This window comes from Pseudomonas sp. FP1742, from assembly GCF_030687145.1.
GTDB lineage: Bacteria > Pseudomonadota > Gammaproteobacteria > Pseudomonadales > Pseudomonadaceae > Aquipseudomonas > Aquipseudomonas frederiksbergensis_D.
In genome coordinates this window covers 300,505-326,252 of record NZ_CP117460.1, presented here as the reverse complement: position 1 = coordinate 326,252, position 25,748 = coordinate 300,505, and the positions used below count along the sequence as shown (strand labels likewise).

Here is a 25,748-nt window from a genome sequence, read left to right as displayed (position 1 = left end):
AACGTCTCACTCATAATTGGAAAATACCGCGCTGGCTCAACAAGTCCCGGGCCAGATACAGCGCCGCCAAGGCACGGCCCTCGGTGAATCGCGGGTTCTGCGCCAACGAAGACAATTCACGCAGGTTGATCTTGTCCACGCCCATCGGCTCGGGCTCGTCCCCCTCCAGACGTTCTTCATACAAATCGGTGGCCAGAACCACCTGAATCTTCTGGCTCATGTAGCCGGGGGACAACGACAACTCGGTCAGATGCTCCAGCTGCCGCGCGCCATACCCCGCCTCTTCCTTGAGCTCCCGCTCGGCCGCCGCCAGCACGTCTTCGCCCGGCTCGATCAAGCCTTTGGGCAGGGACAACTCGTAGGCATCGGTCCCACCGCAGTACTCCTCCACCAGCACCGCGTGGTCTGCGTCGAGCATCGCCACGATCATCACCGCGCCATAACCGGCGCCTTTGCCGACCAATCGCTCGTAAGTACGTTCCACGCCATTGGAAAAGCGCAGCTTCAGCTCTTCGACACAGAATAATCGGCTGGTGGCGACGATCTCGCGGGCGAGTACGGTGGGTTTCTGGCGCATGGGCAGCTCCTTGGCGTAAGCGGGTTACTATACCCGGCCTATCCTGATTGTTTACCTCGGATATCTTTTTTACCGCTGGAGAAGTTCTTTATGTCCCCGCTGCCCTGGCGCGACATCGATACCGTTCTGCTGGATATGGACGGCACACTGCTGGACCTGCATTACGACAACCATTTCTGGATGGAGCACCTGCCACAGCGTTATGCCGAGCTGCACGGAGTGAGCCGCGCCATGGCGGAAATGGAATTGCAGCCACTGTTCGAACGCCATGCTGGTCAGTTGCAGTGGTATTGCCTGGACTTCTGGAGCACCGAACTGAAGCTGTCGGTGCGCGAGCTGAAACTGGAAACCGCGCACCTGATCGCCCTGCGCCCCGATGCAGACACTTTTCTGGCGGCGATCAAACAGGCCGGCAAGCGTGTGGTGCTGATCACCAATGCTCACCGCGACTCACTGTCATTGAAGCTGGAGCGAATTGAACTGGCGCCGTATTTCGAACGCTTGATCAGCTCCCACGATTACGGTTTCGCCAAGGAAGACCCGCAGTTCTGGGATGCTTTGCAGGCCGATATCGGCTTCGACCCGGCACGCTGTCTGTTCATCGACGACACCTTGCCGATCCTGCGCAGCGCACGCAATTTTGGTGTGGCGCATTTGCTGGCCGTGAGCGAGCCGGACAGCCGCAAAGGGCCGAAGGACACGGCAGAGTTTGCGGCGGTGGGGGATTATCGGGAGCTCATCGCAGGGCTTTAGACCGAGTTGCCTGCTTCGCGAGCAAGCCCGCTCCCACAGGGTCTGTGTCGTTTGCATCCTTCGCGAACGACACAATTGCTGTGGGAGCGGGCTTGCCCGCGATAGCGATCTCAAGCCTTATTCAGGAATCCGCAACACCTGTCCCGGATAGATCTTGTCCGGGTGCGAAAGCATTGGCTTGTTGGCCTCGAAGATTTTGTTGTACTTGTTCGCGTCGCCGTATTCCGCCTTGGAAATCGCGCTTAGGGTGTCGCCTTTTTTCACCGTAACGAAACGGGCAGCCTTTGCTACCGGGCCGGTCACCGTGATCTGGTCATCCACGCTGCCAACACCGGCAATGTTGCCCACGGCCAGCAGAATCTTTTCCTTCTCTTCCTGGCTCGCCACTTCACCAGTGACGGTGACTCTGTCGCCATCGATGGTCGCCTGAACATTCGGGTTACCCAGGCCGACCTTGCTGATGTGTTCCTTCAACTGCTCGCTGGCATTGGCATTGCCGGGTGTCAGCAGATCGATAAGCTTTTCGCCTGCTTCCTTCACAAAGCTGAAAATACTCATGGTGCGCTCTCCTTGGGGTTTAGGTTCCAGACGCCCAAGCCTAGACCAGCCGTTCGAAGACCGGTCCCCAACCGACCAATGACCCAATCCCGCGCAGGCGGTAGAATCGCAAACCTTGCCGGCGCCCTGGAGCGAAGATGGACATCAAGCAGCTTAAATTCCTCATCGCTCTAGACGAAACCCGCCACTTCGGCCAGGCCGCCGCGCGTTGTCACATCACCCAGCCGACTTTGTCCATGCGCCTGCGCAGCCTTGAAGAAGAACTCGAGCTGCCGCTGGTCAATCGTGGCCAACGCTTCGAAGGTTTCACCGCCCCCGGCGAGCGGGTGCTGGCGTGGGCACGTACGGTATTGGCGGCCTATGACGGTTTGCAGGCCGAAGCGGCAGCCTGTCGCGGCAACCTGGTGGGTACGTTGCGCCTGGGCGTGGTGCCGTTGTCGAGTTTCGACCCGGTGCCGCTGATGCAACGCCTGCACGTGGAACACCCGAACCTGCGCTTCGAGCTCTCGGCCCTCAGTTCCGAACAGATCCTTGAACAACTGGCGAATAACCGTCTCGACATCGGCGTCTCCTATCTGGAACGCCTGGACGGCGAGCGTTTCGACTCCCTGGCTTTCAGCGGAACACATATGGGCCTGCTCTATGATCGGCGTTTCTTCAGTTTCGGCGAGGCGCCACTGAGTTGGGAGTCGCTGATTGAACTGCCCTTGGGCATGCTCACCAGCGGCATGCATTTTCGCCAGTCCATCGACCATAATTTCCATAGCCGTGGCTTGACCCCGCAGCCGTTGCTGCAAACCGATGCAGTCCATCAATTGTTACAAGCAGTACACGGTGGCCTGTGTTGCGCAGTGATGCCTCTGGACAGCGGCCTCGAAAACCTTACCGATGATCTGCGCCTGCAACCCATCGAAAACGCCCAGACCCTCGCCCGGCTGGGGTTGATCATGCGTCGCAGCGCTCCACGTTCAGCCCTTGCGGAAGCCTGTTTCGCGATCTATCAGAAATCACCGACAGACTCTTGATCGAGCCCATCTATCGGCAGATCAGTAATAGCGATTAGACGCGACAAGTTGACGCGCATAGGCTTAAAGCTGACCAAACCTGTCGGTGATGCCTAATGAACGCCAAGCGCCCTCCCCGCGCGGCGCCTGCACTTGAAACGCCCGCGCCCGCCGCAAGCCAGACGTACAGTTACTGCAACCTTGAACACTCCGAGTCAGCCAGCACCGCGCTGGCCGAAGAAGTCGCGCTGGCGATCGCCTACAACGGCATCAGCCAGGCGGTCATGCTGGTGACGCCAACGGATCTTGAAGACTTCATTGTCGGCTTCAGCCTCGGCAGCGGCATCATCGAAGACGCCTCAGACATCTACGACTTGCAACTCAGCGGCACCGGGTCGGCGCAATACGCGCAAGTGACCATCGCCAACCGCGCCTTCTGGAATCTCAAGCAACAGCGTCGGCAACTGGCCGGCACCAGCGGTTGCGGGCTCTGCGGAGTGGAAGCGGTGGAGCAGGCATTACCCGATCTGAAAGTGTTGCCCGGCGCCCCGCTGCCCCCGGCCGAATGGCTGGACGGCCTGCGCCAGCGCATCGGCGAATTCCAGCCTTTGGGCCAGCATTGCGGCGCGGTGCATGCGGCGGTGTTCATGAATGGCAAAGGCGAATTGCTGCTGGGCCGCGAAGACATCGGCCGGCACAACGCCCTCGACAAGCTGATCGGCGGGTTGGTCCGTCAGAAAATCCCGACCACCGATGGGCTGGCGATTGTCACCAGCCGTTGCAGCCTGGAATTGATCCAGAAAGTTTTACGCGCCGGCATCCAGACGCTGGTCAGCCTGTCCTCGCCCACGGGCCTGGCCGTGCAATGGGCCCGTCGACACAACCTCAATCTCATCCACCTGCCGCAGAAAAGTGCGCCGCGGGTCTACAGCCCCGCGACGGAGAATCAAGCGTGAGCCAACACCAACAAGCCGACCAGAAACCAACCCCTCGTTATAAGCCTTACAAAGGCCCGGCCGGTGGCTGGGGCGCGCTGGCCAGCGTGGCCCGGGCCTGGTTGACCAGCGACAACGCGCTGAAAAACCTGCGCATGATGCTCAAGACCAACAAGAACGGCGGCTTCGACTGTCCCGGTTGCGCCTGGGGCGATTCTCAGGAAGGCGGCATGGTGATGTTCTGCGAGAACGGCGCCAAAGCAGTGAACTGGGAAGCGACCAAACGCCGTGTCGACGGCGCGTTCTTCGCCAAACACAGCGTCAGCTCGCTGCTGCAGCAGAGCGACTATTGGCTTGAGTATCAGGGCCGATTGACCGAGCCGCTGAGCTACGACGCCGAGACCGATCGCTACAAACCCATCAGCTGGGAAGATGCCTTCGCGTTGATCGGTAAACACTTGCAGGGCCTGTCGAGCCCGCACCAGGCCGAGTTCTATACTTCGGGCCGTGCCAGCAACGAAGCGGCGTACCTTTATCAGCTGTTCGTGCGCGCCTACGGCACCAACAACTTCCCCGACTGCTCGAACATGTGCCACGAGGCCAGCGGCGTGGCGTTGGCGCAAAGTGTCGGTGTCGGCAAAGGTACGGTGACCTTCGACGACTTCGAACACGCCGATGCGATTTTCGTCTGGGGCCAGAACCCTGGCACCAACCATCCGCGGATGCTCGAACCGCTGCGTGAAGCAGTGAAACGCGGCGCTCAAGTGGTATGCATCAACCCATTGAAAGAGCGTGGCCTGGAGCGTTTCCAGCACCCGCAGCATCCGCTGGAAATGCTCACCAACGGCGACAAACCGACCAACACCGCGTACTTCCGTCCGGCCCTTGGCGGCGACATGGCGGTACTGCGCGGCATGGCGAAATTCCTGTTGCAATGGGAGCGTGACGCACAGAAAACCGGCGCCCCGGCGGTGTTCGATCACGACTTCCTCAATGAACACAGCGCCAACGTGCTGGAATACCTTGGCATCATCGACGACACCCCCTGGGAGCAGATCGTCGAGCAGTCCGGCCTGACTCTTGTGGAAATCGAGCAAGCGGCGCGCATGTACGCCAAAGGCAAGAACGTGATCATGTGCTGGGCCATGGGCATCACCCAGCATCGTCATTCGGTGGCGACCATCCAGGAAATCGCCAACCTGATGCTGCTGCGCGGCAACATCGGCCGGCCCGGTGCCGGTCTGTGCCCGGTGCGTGGCCACAGTAACGTGCAGGGCGACCGGACGATGGGCATCAACGAACGTCCGCCGGCGGCATTCCTCGATTCCCTCGAGCGGCGCTTCCAGCTCAAGATGCCCCGTGAAAACGGCCATAACGTGGTCGAGGCGATTCACGCCATGGCCGAAGGTCGTTCGAAAGTCTTCATCGCACTGGGCGGTAACTTCGCCCAAGCCACCCCGGACAGCCCACGGACCTTCCAGGCCCTGAGCAACTGCGACCTGACCGTGCAGATCAGCACCAAGCTCAACCGCAGCCATTTGGCCCACGGCAAAGACGCACTGATCCTGCCGTGCCTGGGCCGTACCGACATCGATATCCAGACCGAAGGCGCCCAAGCGGTGACGGTGGAAGACTCCTTCAGCATGGTCCACGCCTCCAACGGCCAGTTACAGCCGCTGTCGAACCAGATGCGCTCGGAGCCTGCCATCATCGCCGGCATCGCCGCCGCGACCCTGGGCAGCAAACCGGTGGACTGGAACTGGCTGGTAGCCGATTACAGCCGTATCCGCGACCTGATCTCCGACACCATTCCGGGCTTCCGGGACTTCAACGAGAAAATCCAGAACCCCGGCGGTTTCTACCTGGGCAGCAGTGCCGGCGCACGTCGCTGGAATACCCCATCGGGTCGGGCCAACTTCCGTGCGAACATCCTGCCCAAACACCTGGTGCACGAACGCACCCGCGCCACCGGCGTGCTGCCGGACCTGATCATGCAGTCGATGCGCTCCCACGATCAGTACAACACCACCATTTATGGTCTTGATGACCGTTATCGTGGGGTGAAAGGTCAGCGCAATGTGTTGTTCGTCAATGAAGCCGACATCATTCGCCTGGGCTTCAAACCCGGGCAGAAGGCTGACATTGTTTCAATCTGGGATGACAGCCGTGAGCGCCGAGTGAAAGGCTTTACCCTGCTGGCGTTTGATATTCCTGCCGGGCAAGCGGCCGCTTACTATCCGGAAGTGAACCCGCTGGTGCCGCTGGAAAGCACCGGGGATGGCAGCCATACGCCAACGTCGAAGTTTGTGGCGATCCGGTTGGAAGCGGCGAGTGAGACAGGGTTGATCATGGCCAGGTCGGCTTAACGCGGCGTCTGGTCTGGCCTCTTCGCGAGCAAGCCCGCTCCCACCTCAAATCTCAGCCGCACGCAAAATCTGTGTTCGCTGAAGATCCACTGTGGGAGCGGGCGTGTTCGCGAAAGCGGTGGATCATTCAGACAGTTTTTCCGATCCAGCACTTTCCAATCGCCCACAAAAAAGGCCGTTTTCCTATGAAAACGGCCTTTGCGAAGTAGTAAAAGACCGGCGAAAAATACTTAAGTTCCGCCCAAAAAACAGCAACTTATATAAATGTGCTCAAGTCGTGTTATTCGTCGGATTTCTATTGTCACAACCATGACACAGCCTCAGGATCGCGCCGTCATCCCCTTGAGGTTCCTCTATGAAGTTCTCCTCGATTCTCTTGTTGTCCCTTGGCCTGGTCAGTGGCTTCGCTTCTGCTGGCGGCACCACCGAAGCAGGTGTGGGCGGCGCATTGGGCGGGGTACTTGGCTCGGTCGTCGGTCAATCGCTAGGCGGCAGTACAGGTTCAACCATTGGCGCGGCCCTGGGCGGCGCGGGTGGTAGCGCAGTTGGCGCAGACAGACACAGCCGTGGCGAAGCCGCCATTGGCGGTGCGTTGGGCGCAGCTGGCGGTAACGTGGTCGGCCGCAGCATGGGCGGCACCACCGGTAGCCTGATCGGCTCCGCAGCAGGCGGCGGCCTCGGTGGCGCGCTGGGTAACCATATGGGCAACAACAGCGATGATGATCGCCGTTCCTACCGTCGTGGTTACGACGATGATGATCGTCGCTACTACCGTGACGGCCATCCAGGCCGTGGCCATGCCTACGGCCATCGCAAGCATCACCATCGCTATCGCGACTGAGGCTTGAATCGCCTCGTTTGCCGGTAGATCAAAAAATCGCAGCCTTCGGGCTGCTTTTTTTTTGCCCTCAGATCGCCAGTCGCTCCAATGCCCCACGCAATCCGGCAGGAATCGCCACCGGCTGATTCGACAGCCGATCCACGAATACATGCACAAAGCGCCCCGCCGCGCAGGCTTCGTCTTCGCCTGCCTTGAACACCGCCAATTCGTATTGCACCGAGCTATTGCCCAGCTTGCCGACCCGCAGGCCGATCTCGATCCGCTCCGGGAAAGCGATAGACGCGAAGTAATCGCAGGCCGAACTCACCACAAAACCCACCACCTCACCGTCATGGATATCCAGACCGCCGACCTCGATCAGGTAGGTGTTCACCGCCGTGTCGAAGAAGCTGTAGTAGGTGACATTGTTGACGTGACCATAGGCGTCATTGTCATGCCAGCGGGTGGTGATGGGCTGGAAATGGGGGTAGTCGGTGCGTTGGGGCATCGGGTTGGACATCAGTGTCGGTTCCTGGAGTTGGATAGCCAGTCTAAGGCGAAAACCGCGTTATCGTTCTTCGCGAGCAAGCCCGCTCCCACATTAAATCTGCGTCGTACATAAAATCTGCGTTCGCTGAAAATCCAGTGTGGGAGCGGGCTTGCTCGCGAAGGCGCCGTGGCAGGCGCCTCCTGAATCACTTGTCGGCAAACCCTCGGCCCTGAGCCGCCAACTCCCCAATCAACCGCGCCGGCGCCCAGTGATCACCCTGCTTGGTTTCAAGCTGCAACAACCGCAGATGAATATCGTCCAGCCCTTGCCGATCCGCCCAGGCCATCGGCCCGCCCTTGTCCGCCGGAAAACCATAACCGTTGAGGTACACCAGATCGATGTCGTGTGCCGACGCCGCAATGCCCTCCTGAAGGATCTTCGCCCCTTCATTGACCAATGCCAGCAAGCTGCGCTCAAGAATCTCCTCAGGCCCTATCTCACGACGCTGGAACCCCAACCCTTCGCTGATTTCCAGCACCAGCGCGTCGACTTCCACATCGTGCTCAGCCTGACGACTGCCCGGCTCGTAGTGGTAATACCCGTCGCCGCTCTTCTGCCCGAAACGCCCCAGCTCGCACAGGCGATTGTCCACCTGAACCTCCGGCGCATCCTGGCCCTTGCCAGCCAGTTCCCGCGCGCGCCATTCCAGGTCGATACCCACCACGTCGTACATGCGGAACGGCCCCATGGCGAAACCAAAACCTTGCAGCGCCGCATCCACTTGATAAGGCAAAGCGCCTTCCAGCAACATCTTGCGCGCTTCGAGCACGTAGGGGTGCAGCATGCGGTTGCCGATGAAACCGTGGCAGTTGCCCGAAACCACGCTGACCTTGCCCATGCGTTTGCCCAGCGCCAGGGCTGCATCAAGCACCGCCGGTGCTGTCTGGGCACCGCGCACGATCTCCAGCAACTTCATGATGTGCGCCGGGCTGAAGAAGTGCAGGCCCAGGACCTGCTGTGGACGGCGAGTGGCGGCGGCGATGGCGTCGATGTCCAGCGCCGAGGTATTACTGGCCAGAATCGCTTCCGGCTTGAGCAAGCCATCGAGTTCGCCAAAGATTTTCTGCTTCAGCTCGAGGTTTTCGTAGACCGCTTCAATGACCAGATCGACATCGCGGATCGCCGCGTAATCGGCAGCGGCTGTCACCCGAGCAACACATGCATCCGCCTCGGCCTGATCGATCCGCCCCTGACGCACGTTGTGGGCGTAGGTGTCAGCCACGCTGGTCAGTGCCTGCTCAAGCATCTGCGGATTGTTATCGACCCACTGCACCGGCACCCCGGCACTGGCCAGGCACATGACAATGCCACGGCCCATGGTGCCGGCACCAATCACGGCGGCGCGCTGAATATCGAACGATGTCTGGCTCATGGTTATTCTCTTGTTGGCGATCCTAAGACAGTCCTCACCATAGTCAGCCGATGGGTGTTTTTGAAGTTTATTCCTGTGATGGGCGACATTCAGCGGATGGATAAGCTTCTATCCCTGTGGGAGCGGGCTTGCTCGCGAAAGCGGTGTATCAGGCAACATCAATGTTGAATGTGATGGCCCCTTCGCGAGCAAGCCCGCTCCCACATTGACGGTGTTTCAACTTGGTAGATGCGTTTGAGCCCACTCCCGCACCTCGGCATACGGATAATCCTCCAACGCCGCAAACCCCGGAATCGACCGGGCCTTGAGCCTGGTAAACAACGGCACGCTGATCCCACACAGAAACCGCGTCACACGCTCCGCCGACGGGACCCTCCTCGTGTACTGCTCGTGCCTGTGGATAAAATCATTGCACAGCGCCTCGAAATTTTTATCCACAAGCGCCGGCAACTCCGGTGGCTCGGGTAGTCGCGCTACATGGCCGTGACACACCGAACAATGCCCGCACCGCCGCGGCGCATTTTCGTCGCCGAAGTATTCGGCCAATCGGTAGCCCAGGCAGCGCTCGGTGGCGAACAGATCCAGCATGGCGTGAATGCGCGCAATCTCGGTGCGTTCGTGCTGGGTGAAGCAGGAGTGCAGGTCGGTGCTCAAGGCCTGAGAATCGAAGTCGGCTTGCAGCAGGCTATAGACCTCCGTCATTTGCTTGCTTTCCAGCTCGACCCAGCCCTTCTCCTGAAAGTAATCCAGCGCCTTGACTACCCGACTGCGCTCAGCGGAATGCTGTTCATACAGCGCATCGAAATTCACCGTGGCCCAGGTCCGCGCGCGACTGGAGGTCTGGATGATCGCCGAAACGAAATCCCTGCGCTCCCCCTCGAACCGGGCCAGCAAAGCCTCGGGCTCCTGCAAATACTTGAAGCGGTATTCGGCGTAATAGGCGTAGCGCGGCGCGATCAGCCCCCGCAGCTCCAGCTGCACCAGCAGGGTCTTGAGCGGTAACTGGCGGATGTTGCTCTGATCGGCCAAAGGCCCCAACAAAAACTCCCACTGCCCCTCGGGTGTGGCCGCTTGCAGCTCGTCGAGCACGCAACGAATGCCGTCCCGTTCCGGTGTGTCGCCGTAGACGAAGTTCTCCAGCACGTTGAGGCTGTCACGGTTGGCCAGCACCAGACAATCGGAAGGCTGGCCGTCACGCCCGGCGCGGCCGATCTCCTGGCTGTAGTTTTCAATGGATTTGGGCAGGTCGAAGTGCACCACATTGCGGATGTCACTTTTGTCGATGCCCATGCCGAAGGCGATGGTGGCGACGATGCAATTGGATTGCCCGCCCATGAACCGGCGCTGGATCGCTTCCCGTTGTTCGTGGGGTAAACCGGCGTGATAAGCCTCGGCCTGAATGCCGTTGCGCCCCAGGTGTTCGGCGATGTGCTCGGCGGTTTTCTGCAGGGTGACGTAGACGATGCTCGGCTGGCCGGGGCGCTGGCTCATCCACTCGACCAGGCGGCGGCGCTTGTCCTGGCCACGCACCGGTTCCACCAACAGATTAAGGTTGGGTCGGTAGAAACCGGTGGTCACCACATCCCCTGGGGCGATGGCGAATTTGGCCTGCATGTCGGCGATCACCCTGGGTGTCGCGGTAGCGGTCAGCAGCAACGCCTGGGGGATGTTGAACTGGCGCTGATAGTCCGGGAGCTTGAGGTAGTCGGGGCGGAAGTTGTGGCCCCATTCCGAGATGCAGTGGGCCTCGTCCACCACCAGCAGCGAGATCGGCACCTGCTGCAAAAAATGGCGGAAGCGCTCGTTCTTCAGACGCTCCACGGAAATCATCAGAATCTTCAATTCGCCGGACTTGGCCCGGGCCATCACATCGCTGGCGTCGTCGCGGCTCTGGGCCGAATCGATGCTGCCCGCCGCGATGCCGTGGCGTTGCAAGAACGCCAACTGATCCTGCATCAACGCCAGCAAAGGCGAGACCACCAGCGTCAGATGCGGCAGCAGGATGGCCGGTAACTGATAGCACAGGGATTTGCCCGAGCCGGTAGGGAAAATCGCCGCCGCCGAGCGCCCGGCCAACACCGCGCTGACCGCCGCCTCCTGGCCGGGCCGAAACTGTGGATAACCGAAAACCTGTTCCAGGGTGTTGTGCATAAGCTGTCACTCCGTTGACCGCTGCGAAGCCCAAAGCCTAGCCGGCGAACGCAGCAAGTCGAGAAAAGGTCGGGGGCAAAAACGATACGGGATGATACAGCGTCGGCCCATCGATGCCTTCGCCACAGATTGAAACAAACGAGGCACTTTGCCCCCTGACATCAGTCCCCTGGCAACCGGTAAGGTTCAGCTCGAGAAAAACCATTATCCGCGAAGTTTTCATCAAGGCAGGACGCCTGCACGCGGATCCTCACGAAGGAACAATCATGCCTGACACTCTGTTTTTCCCAATCGCTCTTGTCCTTGCATCCCTGCTGCTGAACGGGTGCATGAAGCTCCCTGACGACCCCCTCTACGCTGCGCCCACAACCCTGGACAGCGCCTCACAGACCTAGTCATCGATCGACTGACCTCGGGTAGCTACGGCACCAATACCGCCACCCGCAACTGCTCATCCAGCGCCTGTTCATGAAATACCCGGCTCTTGCTCGCCCACGCCGCATAAGCCGGGCTTATTTCCCCCGTAAACGCCGCCGCCAGCTGACGCAAATCAGCGACCCTACGCACGCGAGGACAGAAGAGCTGGCCATCGCAGTTCTGACTGGCGTTACGATAGGTGATCAGCAACCGATCCCACATCCCGTCACGCAGCTGCCTGACCGCCTTGAGCTTCACAGCCTGCACGCCCAGTCGCTGTTTCAGACCCTGTTCATCCAGCGCTTCGCTGGCCAGCAGCGCCTTGCCCACCATCAACACCTCGGCGCGAGATGCGGTGTCGATATCCGCCTGAGTGTTCAGCGCATCCGGCCAACCGGTGCGGTCCATGTTGGCGAAGATCAACGAATGGCCAGCATCGGCAGCGCCCGCCATCCGACAGACGCCCGCCCATAACAACAAAATCGAGGCCATACGCAGCCATTGCATACCTAATTCCTTTTAAGAGTCGACTCAGATGCTTCGAAACGTCCTACAAATTCTGACGCGCACCGTACAGAGGTTTGATGCGCTAAACCTGATAATCCCGTAGGAATATCGACCTCCAGGGGAAAAGCTTAAAAAATAGTCGGGATGTGCGTAGGCAAAGGGCGATAGCGCCGGTAAATACCCTACAAAACCTGTCCATTTGCGCCACCTTGCGACGCCTCGCCGCCGCCCTTTATAGTTTTCGACGCGGCTGAAAACACTGTATCGGCCTGCCGGAGCGACTTCGTACAGGACAAGCCTCAACCATGAATACGTTCAACCCGTTGACCAACCGCTATCGTCCACTCAAGACCAGCTATAGCGACACCCCAGTGTTGGTCATCGACACCAGTGCCAGCCATGGCGACCTGCTCGATGCCGCCCACCAGCGCCTGCGTGCGGCCAGCGATCTGCTCGAAACACTTTACTGTTTATGTTTCAAACAGGCGGATGTGAAAGACATTCCCAATATCGTCAATGCGCTTTATTTATTGACACAAGACGGTTGCGAACTACTTGAAGTTGCAAAACAACAACAAACACATCCAGCCTGAAACAATCAAACTACAAATCCCGCAACAACCAATCGCTTTATCATTACAACAACCAGCATTAGCCTGCTTGCTCTTACATTAACTAAGGGCAACACCATGACCGTATTAACCATTTTCTTTTGCGGCACCGGCTCGACAAAATTCGACAGTCAGAACCCAACTTACTGGAACGGTGAGTTGGTCTCGACACTGGCATCCCATCACGGTGGTCGCGAGTTTGCCGAATGGATCGTGATCGATGGTCCCGGCACCGGTAACCTGCAAGCTGACGAGTTGTTCACCCAATCCAAGGACTATGGGCTGAGCGGTACGCTGTTCGGCAAAGGCTGGGAAGAGAACGTCCAGCACGCCATCAACATCATCAAAGGCAAGTGCGACTGGGAACGAGAGAAGCTGACCGAGGCTGAATACAACCGACTCAAGGCTGCCGGCATTCCTATTGAGGAGGTCATCGTCGAAGGTTCCTGGATGTGGCGCAAATACAACTACGGTGACCGCAGCGTGACCCAACAGAAGTTGCAGGAACAAATCATCAAGACGTTTCGTAAAGATGGAGTTATCCCCACCAAAGTTAACTTGGTAGGTTGGAGTCGCGGCGGTATCAGTTGCCACATGTTGGCCAATGCCATGTTCAAGGACAGCGCCCTGAAGAACATCCCGGTGAATATCTTTGCGATTGACCCGGTGCCGGGCATCGGCAACTTTCAGGAAGACAAAGTAAAGCTCAATACCAACGTAAAGGAATACGTCGGTTTCTACGCCCGAGACGAGCGCTCCAAAGGCTTCAGCTGCGTCGTCCCACAAACGGCCACCGGCACCCGAACCCACATTTACCCCATGCCCGGCCGCCATGGCACGCTGGTCGGTAACGCCGCAGCAGACGGGGTCAGCGGCCCCAAAGCATTGGCCGAACCAGGGCGCATCGTCCGCCACTTCGCCGAAGTCTGCCTCCAGCGTTGGGGCGTGCTACTCAACAAGCCGCTGAACCTGACCCAGGCCGATCTGGATAACCTGCGCAAGACCATGGTCAACGACGAAGCCAAGTACCGGCTGATGCACAAGTATTCCTACACCTACTTCACCGAATTGGATCAAGGCGAACGCTACGTTTCGCTGGGCAGCAATGGGGTCAGCTTCTCGGCGGTGAAAGGCACGATCTACACCCCGGCGACCGGGCTGACTACCAGCGTGCTGGATGGTGCAGCGTATCGGTCTATTTGTTGAAAACGATGGCGGATCGGTAGGAACGGCCTATGAAATCTTCATACCGTTCCTACAACAGAAGGCACCTTGTCGCCTATCGCCGCCCTGTAGCTCAAATCTATAGTCGTAACCGTCGCTGCCAAATCAGCGGCTCGGGCTTGGTCACCCGATGGAATACATAAACGCGTCCGTTGTATGCTGCCGGCACTCAAGTGTCTGCACGCTTATGGTGGCTGTGTTTGGGACGCCTTAGGCGTGCCGGTCTTATGTATTCCTCCGGTTGACCAACCCGAACACAGTCCGCCTCCATCGCTTGGTCACGATGGCGGTGCTTTCATCTGATGCATTAGGAATACATAAAATGAATACATGGAATCCGCTCACAAACGATCGTTACCTTCCGCTCCAATCCAACCTCACCGACACCCCGCCCCTGATCATCGACACAGAGGCCAACCCCCAAGACATCCTCGAAGCCGCCCTCCAGCGCATCCGAGCCTCCAGCGATCTCCTCAAAACCCTGCACTGCGTTTGCTTCAAACACGGTGACGTCGAAGATATTCCCCACATCACCCATGCACTCTTCCTCCTGACCCAGGACGGCTGCGACCTGCTGAAAGTCGCCCAGCAACGCATGATGAACTGGACAGCGCCTGCCTGACGCCGAATGAAGATCATTCCCACGCTCCGCGTGGGAATGCCTCTACGGACGCTCCGCATTCGGCTCTTGGGACGCAGAGCATCGAAAGCCGTCATCGAACACTGGAGATTACGATGAGCAAATTTTTTGATGAGCTAATGGAAAGTGTGCAGCAGATGAACGAAATCTTACGCGATGAGCGAAAGCCTCCCCGCGAACTCCATGCTGATGCGTTACAAGTCAAAAAAATTCGTAAGGCTGCCGGGTCTCTCAAACTCGCCCAAATCAGACTCAAGCCACTTCATCGGCATACCCCCTTACGGACGACGCACCATGAACCTCGCCCCCAACTTCCCCGACGACCACGCCATGCACCTGCTCATGCAGCTGCTGCACGAAGAACTCGGCCTGCCCGAACGCAAAACCATCTGCCTCAGCACCTCAATCAACTTCGACCTGGGCTGTAACGGCGCGGATGCTCGGCAGCTGATGGAAGCGCTGGAGGAACAGTTCTCCATCGACTTTATCGACTACGACGCGTATCGGTACTTTCAGCCTGAAGGGTTTGATGTGTTTCTCAAGCGCCGGGCGAAGGGTCGTGGCGATAAAGTGCCGCTGACCATTGGGATGCTCTACAAAGCGGTCAAGAAGCAACGCTGGGACACGCAGGAAGTGGAAGAGGTCTAGTGGATCAGGACAAAAGAAGTGGAATTATTCTGGCTGTTTAGCATGTTTACTGCGCAAATATTGTCAGTTCTGCTTCAAGGGAAATGAATCGGCGCCCACAAAAAAGCCGCCCCGAAGGGCGGCTTTCTCTTACCTCAAACCACTCCCGATTCTTACAACTTCGGCCCAGCAGCCTTGATCGCGTCGCTCACGTCGAACTTCTTGAAGTTCTCAACAAACAACCCGGCCAGTGCCTTGGCAGCTTCATCATAAGCAGCCTTGTCAGCCCAGGTGTTACGTGGGTTCAACAGGCCAGTCTCAACGCCCGGTACGGCTTTTGGCACGTTGAGGTTGATGATGTCGAGGTGTTCGGTTTCTGCACCGATCAACGCGCCGCTCTGGATCGCTGCGATCACGCCGCGGGTGGTCGGGATGTTGAAGCGTTTGCCGACGCCGTAGCCGCCGCCGGTCCAGCCGGTGTTGACCAGGTAGACCTTGGAGCCGAAGCCGCGGATGCGCTTGATCAGCAGTTCTGCGTATTCGCCAGCCGGACGCGGGAAGAACGGTGCGCCGAAGCAGGTCGAGAAGGTCGACTTGATGCCGCTGCCGGAACCCATTTCGGTCGAGCCCACCAGTGCGGTGTAGCCGGACAGGAAGTGGTAGGCCGCTTGTTCTTCGCTGAGGATCGACACTGGCGGCAGTACGCCGGTCAGGTCGCAGGTCAGGAAGATTACCGCGTTGGGCTCGCCACCGAGGTTCTTCTCGGAACGCTTCTCGACGTGCTCCAGCGGGTAGGCCGCGCGGCTGTTCTGGGTCAGGCTGCCGTCGGCGTAGTCAGCCTTCTTGGCGTCGTCCAGCACAACGTTTTCCAGGACCGCGCCGTGCTTGATGGCTTTCCAGATGACCGGCTCGTTCTTCTCGGACAGGTCGATGCACTTGGCATAGCAACCGCCTTCGATGTTGAACACCACGCCCTCGCCCCAGCCGTGTTCGTCGTCACCGATCAGGTAACGGCTTTCGTCAGCCGACAGAGTGGTTTTACCGGTGCCCGACAGACCGAAGAACAGGGTCACGTCGCCCGCTTCGCCGATGTTGGCGGCGCAGTGCATTGGCAACACGTCGGCGGCCGGCAGCAGGAAGTTCTGCACCGAGAACATGGCTTTCTTCATCTCACCGGCGTAGCGCATGCCGGCAAGCAGCACTTTCTTCTGGGCGAAGTTGATGATCACGCAGCCGTCGGAGTTGGTGCCGTCGCGCTCTGGCACGCACTCGAAGTTGGCGACGTTCAGAACTTGCCACTCTTCACGACCGGCCGGGTTGTACTGGGCCGGGTTGATGAACAAGCAACGACCGAACAGGTTCTGCCAGGCAGTCTGGGTGGTCATTTTCACGGCCAGGTAATGCTCTTCAGCCGAACCTACGTGAACATGGGAAACGAAATGCTCTTGCGCGTTGTTGAACGCCTCGACGCGAGCCCACAGGGCATCGAACTTGTCGGCCGGGAACTTGCGGTTGATCGGGCCCCAGGCAATGGCGTCCTGGGTGGTCGGCTCTTCAACGATGAAACGATCGACTGGCGAACGGCCGGTACGGTGACCGGTGCGAACAACCAGCGCGCCGGTATCGGCAAGCTCGCCTTCACCGCGATTCAGGGCTTCTTTAACCAGATCATCAACACTCAGATCGGTGTACACGGCGTTATTGGCTTGCGTCATGAGGTTCCCCGTCGGCCAGTGGCCGAGTGCTCCAAACGTTTTGTAGTAGAAAGTCGTGCACTACTACCGCGAAAAAAGTGGGCCGGATTATGCCAGAAAAGCCCAAAAAGTGTAGGGCCCTCCCGTCAGAACGGCGTTATTCCGGCGTTAAGCAGTGAATTTACCTGTGCTGAAGCGTTTTAGTGACGGGTATCTGACGGCGTATCAACCCCTGCACCAGCAAACAATTGGGTGATATCGGCCGCGTCGAACAGGTAGCGCTCGTTGCAAAACTGGCAATCGATTTCGATGGCCCCACCGTGTTCGATGACAAGTGCCTGGGCATCATCCAGACCCAAACTGACCAGCGCATTGGCAGAACGTTCGCGCGAGCAGCTGCAACGGAAACGTAGTTTCTGCACATCGAACAGGCGCACTTGCTCTTCGTGGTAAAGGCGATGAAGCACGGTTTCGTTGTCCAGGCTCAGCAATTCGTCAGCGGTCAGGGTGCTGGCCAGGGCGGTGATGTGCTGCCAGCTGGCGGCGCGTTCTTCTTCATCTTTCAGACGGTCGGCCGGCAATTGCTGCAACAACAGACCCCGGGCGCGACGGCCATCGGCGTAGAGCCAGAAGCGGGTATTGGTCTGTTGAGACATGACGAAGTAGTTGGTGAAGCACTCCGACAGGGTTGCGCCGTCGAGGTCGACGATGCCCTGGTAACGCTTGCCCTGGGTCGGGTCGACGGTCAGCGCCAGCACGCCATCGGGCATCAGGTCGGCAAGGGTCGCGTCAGGGGCGATCTGCTCGGCGTGGTAACGGGCCAAACCACGAATTTCGCGCTCGCTGGAGCATTCGATCATCAGCAATGGCACCGGGCCTTCGGAACGGGCCTGGAGAATCAGCAAGCCATCGAACTTCAAGGTGCCGACCAGCAACGCTGCCGCCGCCATCAGCTCACCCAGCAGTTGCGCGACCGGTTCCGGATAGGCGTGCTTGGCGAGGACTTCGGCATAGCTACGCTCCAGCCCAACCAGTTCGCCGCGGGTGTCGCTGTCATCGAAGATGAAGCGTTGGGTGTAGTCGTTATCCGGTAGATCGGTCATAGGTCTGGGTATCTGAGGTGGTAACAAAAGTGGTTACAAAAAATGAAAGTCGCGCCGCACGTTGGGTGCGCAAGTTCAGCCTTAGGGCATTTTATGAACAATCCGGGGTTGTTCCAAGCAAGGTCAATCCCGGATTTTCGACGAACGGCATTTTTATCCCTGCCATGCGCTGCCGGCGAATAACCCATATGGCTGCACGGGCAGGCGATTGCAAGTCTGCGCCCGACGACCGTCACTACTCGTCGTTGCTGTTACCGCGGAACTTGAACAGATCCCGGCGCTGCTTCTTGCTCGGCTTGCCGTCGGTGCTTACGCCCAGCGCCCCAGCCTTGCGCATGGCGGCAGCCGCTTCGCGCTTGGCGATGCTGGCTTCGGTTTCGGCATACAGGGCCTGGGCCTCTGGAGCGCCACGGCGCACGATCGACAGCGCCTGGACCACCACCGTGCGTTCCTCGAAGCCGGCACGAATCTGAAACTCATCGCCGATCCTCGGCTCCTTGCCAGGCTTGCAGCGCTCTCCCCGACAATGCACCTTGCCGCTTTCAATCGCGGCCTTGGCCAAGGCACGTGTTTTATAAAACCGCGCGGCCCACAACCATTTATCGAGACGGACCTTGTCGTCCTCTTCGCTTTTTTGTGCCATTGGATGACCTCATTCTGAAATATCGATGAACTGTACTACCGTTTCTGTCGTGCCATGAATCATCACGCCGTGGATTAGAATGCAGGCATTCCCCCCTGCTTGAGGGCCGGAAATCCGGACAGTAGATAACTGTCGCCTTTTACCCATTATTCTGCGTGAATACCGCGAATTCGGCCGCACGCGGTCTGAGCGTTTTTTGCCGGTTGAGCACTTTTGAAGACATTTGATCATTTGACCGTTATCGGTCTGCGCGAGTGGGTGGCGCTCCCGGATTTGGGAGTCGCGGGCCTTCGGGCAAAAATCGACACCGGCGCCAGTACCTCCAGCCTTCACGCCACTGACATCGAGCCGTTCGAGCGCGACGGTGAACAGTGGGTGCGCTTCACCGCGCACCTGGGCACGGTGGTGCAATTGCGGCACCGGCGCTGCGAAGCACCGCTGGTGACGATGAAAACCATTAAAAGCTCCAATGGCCACGCGCAGATGCGCTATGTGGTCAGTACCACCCTGGCCCTCGGTGATCGGGTCTGGCGGGTCGAGTTCACCCTCGCCTGCCGCAAGTCCATGCGTTATCGCCTGTTACTCGGTTCCAAAGCCCTGATCGACGGCCAGTTGGTGGTCAATCCGGGCATCAAATATGTACAAGACAAGCCGGTGTTCCCGGTATCTACCCTCTCCACAGGTGTTGCATGAAGATCGCTGTGCTGTCGCGGAACCCGCGTCTGTATTCCACCCGTCGTCTGGTCGAAGCCGGTATAGAGCGTGGCCATGAAATGGTGGTGATCGACACCCTGCGCGCCTACATGAACATTGCCAGTCACAAGCCGCAAATCCACTACCGCGGCAAACCGCTGGAGGGTTTCGATGCAGTGATCCCGCGGATCGGCGCATCGGTCACGTTTTATGGCTGCGCGGTGCTGCGCCAATTCGAAATGATGGGGGTGTTTCCGCTCAATGAATCGGTGGCCATCGCCCGTTCGCGAGACAAACTGCGTTCCCTGCAATTGTTGTCGCGCCGGGGGATCGGTTTGCCGGTCACCGGTTTTGCCCACTCCCCGGATGACATTCCCGACTTGATCGAGATGGTCAACGGCGCGCCGCTGGTGATCAAGGTGCTGGAAGGCACCCAGGGCATCGGCGTGGTGCTGTGTGAAACGGCCACGGCGGCGGAGTCAGTGATCGAGGCCTTCATGGGCCTGAAGCAGAACATCATGGTTCAGGAATACATCAAGGAAGCCGGCGGCGCGGACATCCGTTGTTTCGTGGTGGGCGACAAGGTGATCGCGGCGATGAAGCGCCAGGCCAAGCCGGGGGAGTTTCGCTCCAATCTGCATCGCGGTGGCAGTGCGAGCCTGATCAAGATTACCCCGGAAGAGCGCATGACCGCGTTGCGCGCGGCGAAGGTCATGGGCTTGGCGGTGGCGGGTGTGGATATCCTGCGCTCCAATCATGGACCGCTGGTGATGGAAGTGAACTCGTCGCCGGGGCTGGAAGGGATCGAAACCACCACCGGGAAGAACGTGGCCGGGATCATCATTGAGCACTTGGAGAAAAATGGCGGGCCGAATATGACTCGGACCAAAGGCAAGGGTTAAACCCTGAAATTTATGGCGGCTGGAAGGCCGCCTTCGCGGGCAAGCCCGCTCCCACAGGATTCAGGTGATCCCAGTGGAAGCGGGCTTGCCCGCGAAGGGGCACTCAGCAACGCCGAAGATGTCGGCGCTTAAACTGCGTCCCTTGGCAACATCAACCCCAGCGGCAACCGCACCCGCGCTTCCAGCCCACCACCGGACCGGTTGCGCAATTCGACATTCCCGCCATGCATCGAGGCGATCCGCTTCACGATCGCCAACCCCAACCCGGTCCCCTTCCCGCCTCGGGCCCGATCGCCACGGGTGAACGGGTTGAAAATCGCCTCCAGTTCCGACGGATCGATCCCCGCGCCACGGTCCATGACACTCAGCACCACATACGGCGCACTGGTATCTCCGGACACATAAGCCGCCACTTCCACTCCGCTGCCGGCGTGATGCAGGGCATTGCCGATCAGGTTGTTCAGCAAGCGCTTCATCGACACCCGACGCAGCGGAAACGGCTGGATCGGTTCCAGGCGCAAGTGCACTTTCTCTTCGTTCTGGTTGTACGGCGCGGCGACTTCGCGAACCAGATCGCTCAGGTCCACTTCTTCCACCGACTCGTCACGTCCGTCGCGGATGAACGCCAGGAACTGGTCGAGAATCGCGTCCATGTCTTCGATGTCGCGGATCATGTCGTCCGTCAGGTCGCTGTGGTCGCCCATCAGCTCCAGTGACAGGCGCAAACGGGTCAGCGGCGTGCGCAGGTCGTGGGACACTCCGGCCAGCATCAGCTCGCGCTCGCGACCAGCCTGTTCGACGTCTTCGGCCATCTGGTTGAAGGCCCGATACACCTCGGTCATCTCACTCGGCGTATCGCTGATCGGCAGGCGCACGCTGCGGCCCTGACCGAGTTGCCGCGCGGCATAGACCAGACGTTTCAACGGTTGATTGAGCTGGCTGACGAAGATCCACGCCGAGGCAGTGGACAACAAGCCGATGGCGAGGAACCAGCCAAGCACGTTCCAGATCTTCTGACCGCGCAACGGATGCGGGTACAGCGGCACTTTCAGCCAGCCATCGCCCAGGCTTGGCGCCCGAACCCACAGCGCCGGCGGCGAGTGCATGCGTAATCGCACTTCGGTGTCGGCCCCCAGTTCGGCCTGCATCTGTCGCTGGTAGATCTCGCTGTACGGCCAGTGCTGTTCGCCTTCCGGCACACCGGCGCCCACCACCCGGATCAGGGTGGCGGCATCGGCAATCTTGGCACGGTTGGTCTCATCGGCGGCCCAGTAGGCACGCAGCGTCAGGGCGACGCCGTGGCTGTATTGGCGGTCCACCAGCACGTCTTCGTTCATCAACAGATAAACCAGGGTCAGCGCCTTGGAAAACAGGACGACGATCAGCACCAGCCACAGGGTGCGGGAGAAGAAACTCTGGGGGAACCAAACGGGGGTTTTCATGGATAACCGCTACACACTTGCAGGAGCGAGCGATGCTCGCATATTGCGGATCGCGAGTCTGCGGGCAAGGTCTTCTGACTCGTTACCCGCAGGACCCGCTCCTACAAATCACCGATCACTTCGTGGCGGTGCCGTCCGGAACGAATACGTAGCCCACGCCCCAGACGGTCTGGATGTAGCGCGGTTTGGATGGATCCGGCTCGATCATCCGGCGCAGACGGGAGATCTGCACGTCGATTGAACGCTCCAGGGCATCCCACTCGCGGCCACGGGCCAGGTTCATCAGCTTGTCGCGGGTCAGTGGCTGACGCGCATTCATGACCAGGGCCTTGAGCACCGCGAACTCGCCGGTGGTGAGCATGTGCACTTCGTCGCCGCGTTTTAGTTCGCGGGTGGCCAGGGACAGCTCGTAGTCACCGAAGGTCACGCTTTCGTCTTCGCTGCCCGGTGCACCCGGCACCGGTGCCGCCTGACGCCGCAACACCGCTTTGACCCGGGCCATCAGCTCGTCCGGGTTGAACGGCTTGGCCAGGTAATCGTCGGCGCCCAGCTCCAGGCCTTTAATGCGGCTCAGCTCGTCACCCTTGGCGGTGAGCATGATGATCGGAATTTGATTGTTCGCCGTGCGCAGGCGGCGGCAGGCGGTCAAGCCGTCTTCGCCGGGCAGCATCAGGTCGAGAACGACCAGGTTGAACACTTCGCGCGCCAGCAGGCGATCCATCTGCTCGGTGTTCGGGACGGCGCGGGCCCGATAGCCCTTGCTGACGAAAAAGCGTTCCAGCAGGCTGCTCAGCCCCGGATCGTCGTCAACGATAAGAATTTTTTCGCCTTCAGCAGTTTGTGCAGTGCTGCTCATTGGATGCTCCTTTGATCTCGGCGCGCATTATGGCGTAGCTGCCGTTATACGCACCGTGTGCATTGTTAGCAGATTTTTCCTGCCCCGCCAGAAAACCGGACTTTATGCCCACAGCCTGCGATGCCCCCGAATGGCCGAACGCTGGTTATAATGCGCGGCCTTTTGTGTCAGGCAACGTCTGATCGTTACCGCAGGTAGCCGCTTTTTATTTTCACGGCACAGGCAGTAATTGTTCGATTTCACGGGTCAACGGCAAGCCTGTTGATCCAGGTAGCGGCGCATGCCAGGCCGCTCAACCAGACTCGCCGAGCCTTTATCTATGCGCCTGCGAGCCTGCTTTCACAATTTGTCAGGTGGTTTTATGGACAGCATCAACAGCCGCATCGCCGAGGAACTCGGTGTACGCCCACAACAGGTCGAAGCGGCCGTCGCGCTACTCGATGAAGGCTCCACGGTGCCCTTCATCGCCCGCTACCGGAAAGAAGTGACCGGCAGCCTCGATGACACGCAATTGCGTCATCTGGAAGAGCGACTGCGCTACCTGCGAGAACTCGACGAACGGCGTATCAGCATCCTCGCCAGCATCGAGGAGCAAGGCAAGCTGACCCCGCAACTTGAGCGCGACATCAAGCTCGCCGACACCAAGACCCGCCTCGAAGATTTGTACCTGCCGTACAAGCAGAAGCGCCGCACCAAGGGCCAGATCGCCCTGGAAGCCGGCCTCGGCGAGCTGGCCGACGGCCTGTTCAACGATCCGACCCTGAACCCGGAAACCGAAGCCGCGCGCTTCATCGACGCCGAAAAAGGCGTGGCCGATGTGAAGGCCGCCCTGGAAGGCGCCAAGTACATCCTCATGGAGCGCTTCGCCGAAGACGCGGGCCTGCTGGACAAGCTGCGCAATTACCTCAAGCAGGAAGCCACCCTCAGTGCCCGCGTGATCGCCGGCAAGGAAGAGGAAGGCGCCAAGTTCCGCGACTACTTCGAACACGATGAACCGCTTAAAAGCATGCCGTCCCACCGCGCGCTGGCGATTTTCCGTGGCCGCAACGAAGGCATTCTCAGCTCCGCGCTGAAAGTCGGCGACGAGCTGCCGGGCACCATGCACCCGTGCGAAGGCATGATCGGCCAGCAATTCGGCATCCAGAACCAGAACCGCGCCGCCGACAAATGGCTGGGCGAAGTGGTGCGCTGGACCTGGAAGGTCAAGCTCTACACCCACCTGGAAACCGACCTGCTGGGCGAGCTGCGCGATGGCGCGGAAACCGAAGCGATCAACGTATTCGCCCACAACCTGCACGACTTGCTGCTGGCCGCGCCGGCCGGCCCGCGTGCCACCCTGGGCCTCGACCCGGGCCTGCGCACCGGCTGCAAGGTGGCCGTGGTCGACGCCACCGGCAAGTTGCTGGACCACGCCACGGTCTACCCGCACGTGCCGCACAACAAGTGGGACCAGACCCTCGCCGTGCTCGCCGCCCTGTGCGCCAAGCATTCGGTGGACCTGATCGCCATCGGTAACGGCACCGCCAGCCGCGAAACCGACAAACTGGCTGCTGAACTGATCAAAAAATACCCAGCCATGAAGATGACCAAAGTCATGGTCTCCGAGGCCGGTGCATCGGTTTACTCGGCCTCGGAACTGGCTTCCAAGGAATTCCCGGACCTGGACGTGTCGATCCGTGGCGCGGTGTCCATCGCCCGTCGCTTGCAGGATCCGCTGGCCGAACTGGTGAAGATCGACCCGAAATCCATCGGCGTCGGCCAATACCAGCACGACGTGTCGCAGCTGAAACTGGCGCGCGGCCTGGACGCAGTGGTCGAAGACTGCGTGAACGCCGTGGGCGTCGACGTCAATACCGCGTCCGTGGCGCTGCTGGCGCGCATCTCCGGCCTCAACGCGACCCTGGCGCAGAACATCGTTGCTCACCGTGACGAACACGGCGCGTTCAAAACCCGTGCGGCATTGAAGAAAGTCGCCCGCCTGGGTGAAAAAACCTTCGAACAGGCCGCCGGCTTCCTGCGTGTGATGAACGGCGACAACCCGCTGGATTCGTCGGCGGTTCACCCGGAAGCCTACCCGCTGGTGCAGCGCATTGCCGCTGAAACCGACCGCGACATTCGCTCGCTGATCGGCGACGCCGCGTTCCTCAAGCGCCTGGATCCGAAGAAGTACACCGACGAAACGTTCGGCCTGCCGACGGTCACCGACATTCTGCAAGAGCTGGAAAAGCCCGGCCGCGACCCACGTCCCGAGTTCAAGACCGCCGAGTTCCAGGACGGCGTCGAAGACCTCAAGGACCTGCAACTGGGCATGATCCTCGAAGGCGTGGTCACCAACGTGACCAACTTCGGCGCCTTCGTCGACATCGGCGTGCATCAGGACGGTTTGGTACACATCTCCGCGCTGTCGGAGAAGTTCATCAAGGATCCGCGCGAAGCGGTGAAGGCCGGTGATGTGGTCAAGGTGAAGGTCATGGAAGTCGACATCCCGCGCAAACGCGTTGGCCTGTCGATGCGCATGAGCGACACCCCGGGCGAGAAGATCGACGGTGCTCGCGGTGCACGTCCGGGGTCGGCTCCGCGCCAATCCCAGAACACCGCGCCGCGCAAGGAAACCCCGGCAGCGGCCCCGACCAACAACGCCATGGCGTCGCTGTTCGCCAACGCCAAGCAGTTGAAGAAACGTTGATGGAGATCCCGGCCGGCTTGACCGAAAGCGCATTTTTCAAGCTGCTGGGGTGTCGCTTGCACAGTCTGGAAGCCGGGGTGGCGCAAGTCGCCCTGGCTCTGGAGCCTCAGCTGCGCAATCGCGGCGGCAAGCTGCACGGCGGGGCGTTGTTCAGCCTGGTGGACATTGCCATGGGGCTGGCCTGCTCCAGCACCCACGGCTTTGACCAGCAGAGCGCGACCATCGAGTGCAAGATCAACTACATCCGCGCCGTCGCCGACGGTGAAGTGATGTGCACGGCCAGGGTGATCCACCCGGGCCGCCGCACACTGGTCGTTGAAGCCGATGTGATGCAAGGCGACAAACTGGTCGCAAAAGCACAAGGCACGTTCGCTGTCCTATAGCTCCCTATCATCGATTTAGGTTAATTTCGGCGCTGTGATTGCAGCGTCGGAATTTTCTGTGGGAGCGGGCTTGCTCGCGAACGCGGTGTGTCAGGCGACTTCAATGTTGACTGACACGCCCTCTTCGCGAGCAAGCCCGCTCCCACAGGGGATTGTGGCGATCAATCCTTGGCTGGCTGGCAGCAGTCCTGTGCGGCCCGAAAACCAGGCGAAAACGCCAGTTTCAACTTCACC

General features: G+C 59.7%; 24 protein-coding genes and 1 pseudogene. 14 read left to right on the top strand and 11 right to left on the bottom strand.

Annotation, left to right across the window (positions count from 1 at the left end; all coding sequences use genetic code 11):
* Positions 1-10 precede the first annotated feature (10 nt).
* Complete coding sequence (gene nudE / locus PSH64_RS01415) at positions 11-577, bottom strand: ADP compounds hydrolase NudE (protein WP_105348747.1); 567 nt, start codon at positions 575-577, stop codon at positions 11-13.
* Positions 578-667: 90 nt separating this feature from the next.
* Here nudE and yrfG point away from each other — a divergent pair, with 90 nt between their 5' ends.
* Positions 668-1,330, top strand: coding sequence for a GMP/IMP nucleotidase (yrfG, locus tag PSH64_RS01410; RefSeq protein ID WP_305479732.1), 663 nt, complete (start codon positions 668-670; stop codon positions 1,328-1,330).
* Positions 1,331-1,447: 117 nt separating this feature from the next.
* On the opposite strand, the gene lysM is transcribed toward yrfG, so the two are convergent.
* On the bottom strand, positions 1,448-1,888 hold the full coding sequence (gene lysM / locus PSH64_RS01405) for a peptidoglycan-binding protein LysM (protein ID WP_105348741.1): 441 nt from the start codon (positions 1,886-1,888) through the stop codon (positions 1,448-1,450).
* A gap of 137 nt (positions 1,889-2,025) precedes the next feature.
* Between lysM and PSH64_RS01400 the strand changes: the two genes are divergently transcribed.
* The 4 genes from PSH64_RS01400 (at position 2,026) to PSH64_RS01385 (ending at position 7,034) form a co-directional block, all read left to right on the top strand.
* Entirely contained in the window at positions 2,026-2,913 is an 888-nt protein-coding gene (locus tag PSH64_RS01400; protein ID WP_105348739.1) for a LysR family transcriptional regulator, read from the top strand.
* A 95-nt stretch (positions 2,914-3,008) separates the two neighbouring features.
* Positions 3,009-3,848 (top strand): formate dehydrogenase accessory sulfurtransferase FdhD, encoded by an 840-nt coding sequence (gene fdhD, locus PSH64_RS01395; RefSeq protein WP_105348736.1) that lies wholly within the window; start codon positions 3,009-3,011, stop codon positions 3,846-3,848.
* On the top strand, positions 3,845-6,193 hold the full coding sequence (locus PSH64_RS01390) for an FdhF/YdeP family oxidoreductase (protein ID WP_105348734.1): 2,349 nt from the start codon (positions 3,845-3,847) through the stop codon (positions 6,191-6,193). The genes fdhD and PSH64_RS01390 overlap by 4 nt, the downstream gene beginning before the upstream one ends.
* Positions 6,194-6,548: 355 nt before the next feature.
* Complete coding sequence (locus PSH64_RS01385) at positions 6,549-7,034, top strand: glycine zipper domain-containing protein (protein ID WP_105348731.1); 486 nt, start codon at positions 6,549-6,551, stop codon at positions 7,032-7,034.
* Positions 7,035-7,101: 67 nt separating this feature from the next.
* Here the strand turns inward: PSH64_RS01385 and PSH64_RS01380 are convergent, their stop codons facing one another.
* The 4 genes from PSH64_RS01380 to PSH64_RS01365 form a co-directional block, all read right to left on the bottom strand.
* Positions 7,102-7,533, bottom strand: a complete 432-nt coding sequence (locus PSH64_RS01380; RefSeq protein WP_305479728.1) for a thioesterase family protein — start codon at positions 7,531-7,533, stop codon at positions 7,102-7,104.
* A gap of 175 nt (positions 7,534-7,708) precedes the next feature.
* Positions 7,709-8,935: a 3-hydroxyacyl-CoA dehydrogenase gene (locus tag PSH64_RS01375; protein WP_105348726.1), complete on the bottom strand. Its 1,227-nt coding sequence runs from the start codon at positions 8,933-8,935 to the stop codon at positions 7,709-7,711.
* Between the two features lie 216 nt (positions 8,936-9,151).
* A complete protein-coding gene (locus PSH64_RS01370; protein WP_305479726.1) occupies positions 9,152-11,086 on the bottom strand; it encodes an ATP-dependent DNA helicase RecQ in 1,935 nt (644 codons plus the stop codon).
* Between the two features lie 420 nt (positions 11,087-11,506).
* Positions 11,507-12,010, bottom strand: coding sequence for a polysaccharide deacetylase (locus PSH64_RS01365; RefSeq protein ID WP_105347261.1), 504 nt, complete (start codon positions 12,008-12,010; stop codon positions 11,507-11,509).
* Between the two features lie 305 nt (positions 12,011-12,315).
* Here PSH64_RS01365 and PSH64_RS01360 point away from each other — a divergent pair, with 305 nt between their 5' ends.
* From PSH64_RS01360 to PSH64_RS01340, 5 genes and pseudogenes are all read left to right on the top strand, one after another.
* The gene (locus PSH64_RS01360) at positions 12,316-12,603 is read left to right on the top strand and encodes a hypothetical protein (RefSeq protein WP_305479724.1); all 288 of its coding nucleotides are present in this window, start codon (positions 12,316-12,318) and stop codon (positions 12,601-12,603) included.
* Between the two features lie 96 nt (positions 12,604-12,699).
* Positions 12,700-13,827, top strand: a complete 1,128-nt coding sequence (locus tag PSH64_RS01355; RefSeq protein ID WP_305479722.1) for a hypothetical protein — start codon at positions 12,700-12,702, stop codon at positions 13,825-13,827.
* Positions 13,828-14,167: 340 nt separating this feature from the next.
* On the top strand, positions 14,168-14,467 hold the full coding sequence (locus tag PSH64_RS01350; protein ID WP_253417255.1) for a type I-C CRISPR-associated protein Cas8c/Csd1: 300 nt from the start codon (positions 14,168-14,170) through the stop codon (positions 14,465-14,467).
* A 113-nt stretch (positions 14,468-14,580) separates the two neighbouring features.
* A pseudogene (locus tag PSH64_RS01345) lies at positions 14,581-14,712 on the top strand (transcriptional regulator); the annotation flags it as partial.
* A 67-nt stretch (positions 14,713-14,779) separates the two neighbouring features.
* The gene (locus PSH64_RS01340) at positions 14,780-15,133 is read left to right on the top strand and encodes a DUF1493 family protein (RefSeq protein WP_305479721.1); all 354 of its coding nucleotides are present in this window, start codon (positions 14,780-14,782) and stop codon (positions 15,131-15,133) included.
* A gap of 152 nt (positions 15,134-15,285) precedes the next feature.
* On the opposite strand, the gene PSH64_RS01335 is transcribed toward PSH64_RS01340, so the two are convergent.
* The 3 genes from PSH64_RS01335 to PSH64_RS01325 form a co-directional block, all read right to left on the bottom strand.
* Positions 15,286-16,827, bottom strand: coding sequence for a phosphoenolpyruvate carboxykinase (locus tag PSH64_RS01335; protein ID WP_105347275.1), 1,542 nt, complete (start codon positions 16,825-16,827; stop codon positions 15,286-15,288).
* A 179-nt stretch (positions 16,828-17,006) separates the two neighbouring features.
* Positions 17,007-17,909 (bottom strand): Hsp33 family molecular chaperone HslO, encoded by a 903-nt coding sequence (gene hslO, locus PSH64_RS01330; protein ID WP_105347278.1) that lies wholly within the window; start codon positions 17,907-17,909, stop codon positions 17,007-17,009.
* A gap of 235 nt (positions 17,910-18,144) precedes the next feature.
* Positions 18,145-18,552, bottom strand: a complete 408-nt coding sequence (locus tag PSH64_RS01325) for an RNA-binding S4 domain-containing protein (protein WP_305479719.1) — start codon at positions 18,550-18,552, stop codon at positions 18,145-18,147.
* A 273-nt stretch (positions 18,553-18,825) separates the two neighbouring features.
* On the opposite strand from PSH64_RS01325, the gene PSH64_RS01320 reads away from it, so the two are divergent.
* Positions 18,826-19,245, top strand: a complete 420-nt coding sequence (locus tag PSH64_RS01320; RefSeq protein WP_230138903.1) for an ATP-dependent zinc protease — start codon at positions 18,826-18,828, stop codon at positions 19,243-19,245.
* Positions 19,242-20,147: a 30S ribosomal protein S6--L-glutamate ligase gene (gene rimK / locus PSH64_RS01315; protein WP_007903081.1), complete on the top strand. Its 906-nt coding sequence runs from the start codon at positions 19,242-19,244 to the stop codon at positions 20,145-20,147. Before PSH64_RS01320 ends, rimK begins: the two co-directional genes overlap by 4 nt.
* 128 nt (positions 20,148-20,275) lie before the next feature.
* On the opposite strand, the gene PSH64_RS01310 is transcribed toward rimK, so the two are convergent.
* Together PSH64_RS01310 and ompR are read right to left on the bottom strand one after the other, a co-directional pair.
* Entirely contained in the window at positions 20,276-21,589 is a 1,314-nt protein-coding gene (locus PSH64_RS01310) for an ATP-binding protein (RefSeq protein WP_105347286.1), read from the bottom strand.
* A gap of 115 nt (positions 21,590-21,704) precedes the next feature.
* Positions 21,705-22,445, bottom strand: a complete 741-nt coding sequence (gene ompR, locus PSH64_RS01305; RefSeq protein WP_105347289.1) for a two-component system response regulator OmpR — start codon at positions 22,443-22,445, stop codon at positions 21,705-21,707.
* 361 nt (positions 22,446-22,806) lie between these two features.
* Between ompR and PSH64_RS01300 the strand changes: the two genes are divergently transcribed.
* Both PSH64_RS01300 and PSH64_RS01295 read left to right on the top strand, forming a co-directional pair.
* Complete coding sequence (locus PSH64_RS01300) at positions 22,807-25,131, top strand: Tex family protein (protein ID WP_105347291.1); 2,325 nt, start codon at positions 22,807-22,809, stop codon at positions 25,129-25,131.
* The gene (locus PSH64_RS01295) at positions 25,131-25,514 is read left to right on the top strand and encodes a PaaI family thioesterase (protein ID WP_105347293.1); all 384 of its coding nucleotides are present in this window, start codon (positions 25,131-25,133) and stop codon (positions 25,512-25,514) included. The genes PSH64_RS01300 and PSH64_RS01295 overlap by 1 nt, the downstream gene beginning before the upstream one ends.
* Positions 25,515-25,748 lie beyond the last annotated feature (234 nt).

Coding starts and splice junctions, on each gene's coding strand:
- PSH64_RS01380 (WP_305479728.1), bottom strand. CDS start 7,533: ATGTCCAACCCGATGCCCCAACGCACCGACTACCCCCATTTCCAGCCC.
- PSH64_RS01375 (WP_105348726.1), bottom strand. CDS start 8,935: ATGAGCCAGACATCGTTCGATATTCAGCGCGCCGCCGTGATTGGTGCC.
- PSH64_RS01340 (WP_305479721.1), top strand. CDS start 14,780: ATGAACCTCGCCCCCAACTTCCCCGACGACCACGCCATGCACCTGCTC.
- PSH64_RS01300 (WP_105347291.1), top strand. CDS start 22,807: ATGGACAGCATCAACAGCCGCATCGCCGAGGAACTCGGTGTACGCCCA.
- hslO (WP_105347278.1), bottom strand. CDS start 17,909: ATGACCGATCTACCGGATAACGACTACACCCAACGCTTCATCTTCGAT.
- rimK (WP_007903081.1), top strand. CDS start 19,242: ATGAAGATCGCTGTGCTGTCGCGGAACCCGCGTCTGTATTCCACCCGT.
- PSH64_RS01365 (WP_105347261.1), bottom strand. CDS start 12,010: ATGCAATGGCTGCGTATGGCCTCGATTTTGTTGTTATGGGCGGGCGTC.
- PSH64_RS01310 (WP_105347286.1), bottom strand. CDS start 21,589: ATGAAAACCCCCGTTTGGTTCCCCCAGAGTTTCTTCTCCCGCACCCTG.
- nudE (WP_105348747.1), bottom strand. CDS start 577: ATGCGCCAGAAACCCACCGTACTCGCCCGCGAGATCGTCGCCACCAGC.
- ompR (WP_105347289.1), bottom strand. CDS start 22,445: ATGAGCAGCACTGCACAAACTGCTGAAGGCGAAAAAATTCTTATCGTT.
- PSH64_RS01350 (WP_253417255.1), top strand. CDS start 14,168: ATGAATACATGGAATCCGCTCACAAACGATCGTTACCTTCCGCTCCAA.
- PSH64_RS01400 (WP_105348739.1), top strand. CDS start 2,026: ATGGACATCAAGCAGCTTAAATTCCTCATCGCTCTAGACGAAACCCGC.
- PSH64_RS01335 (WP_105347275.1), bottom strand. CDS start 16,827: ATGACGCAAGCCAATAACGCCGTGTACACCGATCTGAGTGTTGATGAT.
- PSH64_RS01295 (WP_105347293.1), top strand. CDS start 25,131: ATGGAGATCCCGGCCGGCTTGACCGAAAGCGCATTTTTCAAGCTGCTG.
- yrfG (WP_305479732.1), top strand. CDS start 668: ATGTCCCCGCTGCCCTGGCGCGACATCGATACCGTTCTGCTGGATATG.
- PSH64_RS01355 (WP_305479722.1), top strand. CDS start 12,700: ATGACCGTATTAACCATTTTCTTTTGCGGCACCGGCTCGACAAAATTC.
- lysM (WP_105348741.1), bottom strand. CDS start 1,888: ATGAGTATTTTCAGCTTTGTGAAGGAAGCAGGCGAAAAGCTTATCGAT.
- PSH64_RS01325 (WP_305479719.1), bottom strand. CDS start 18,552: ATGGCACAAAAAAGCGAAGAGGACGACAAGGTCCGTCTCGATAAATGG.
- fdhD (WP_105348736.1), top strand. CDS start 3,009: ATGAACGCCAAGCGCCCTCCCCGCGCGGCGCCTGCACTTGAAACGCCC.
- PSH64_RS01385 (WP_105348731.1), top strand. CDS start 6,549: ATGAAGTTCTCCTCGATTCTCTTGTTGTCCCTTGGCCTGGTCAGTGGC.
- PSH64_RS01360 (WP_305479724.1), top strand. CDS start 12,316: ATGAATACGTTCAACCCGTTGACCAACCGCTATCGTCCACTCAAGACC.
- PSH64_RS01370 (WP_305479726.1), bottom strand. CDS start 11,086: ATGCACAACACCCTGGAACAGGTTTTCGGTTATCCACAGTTTCGGCCC.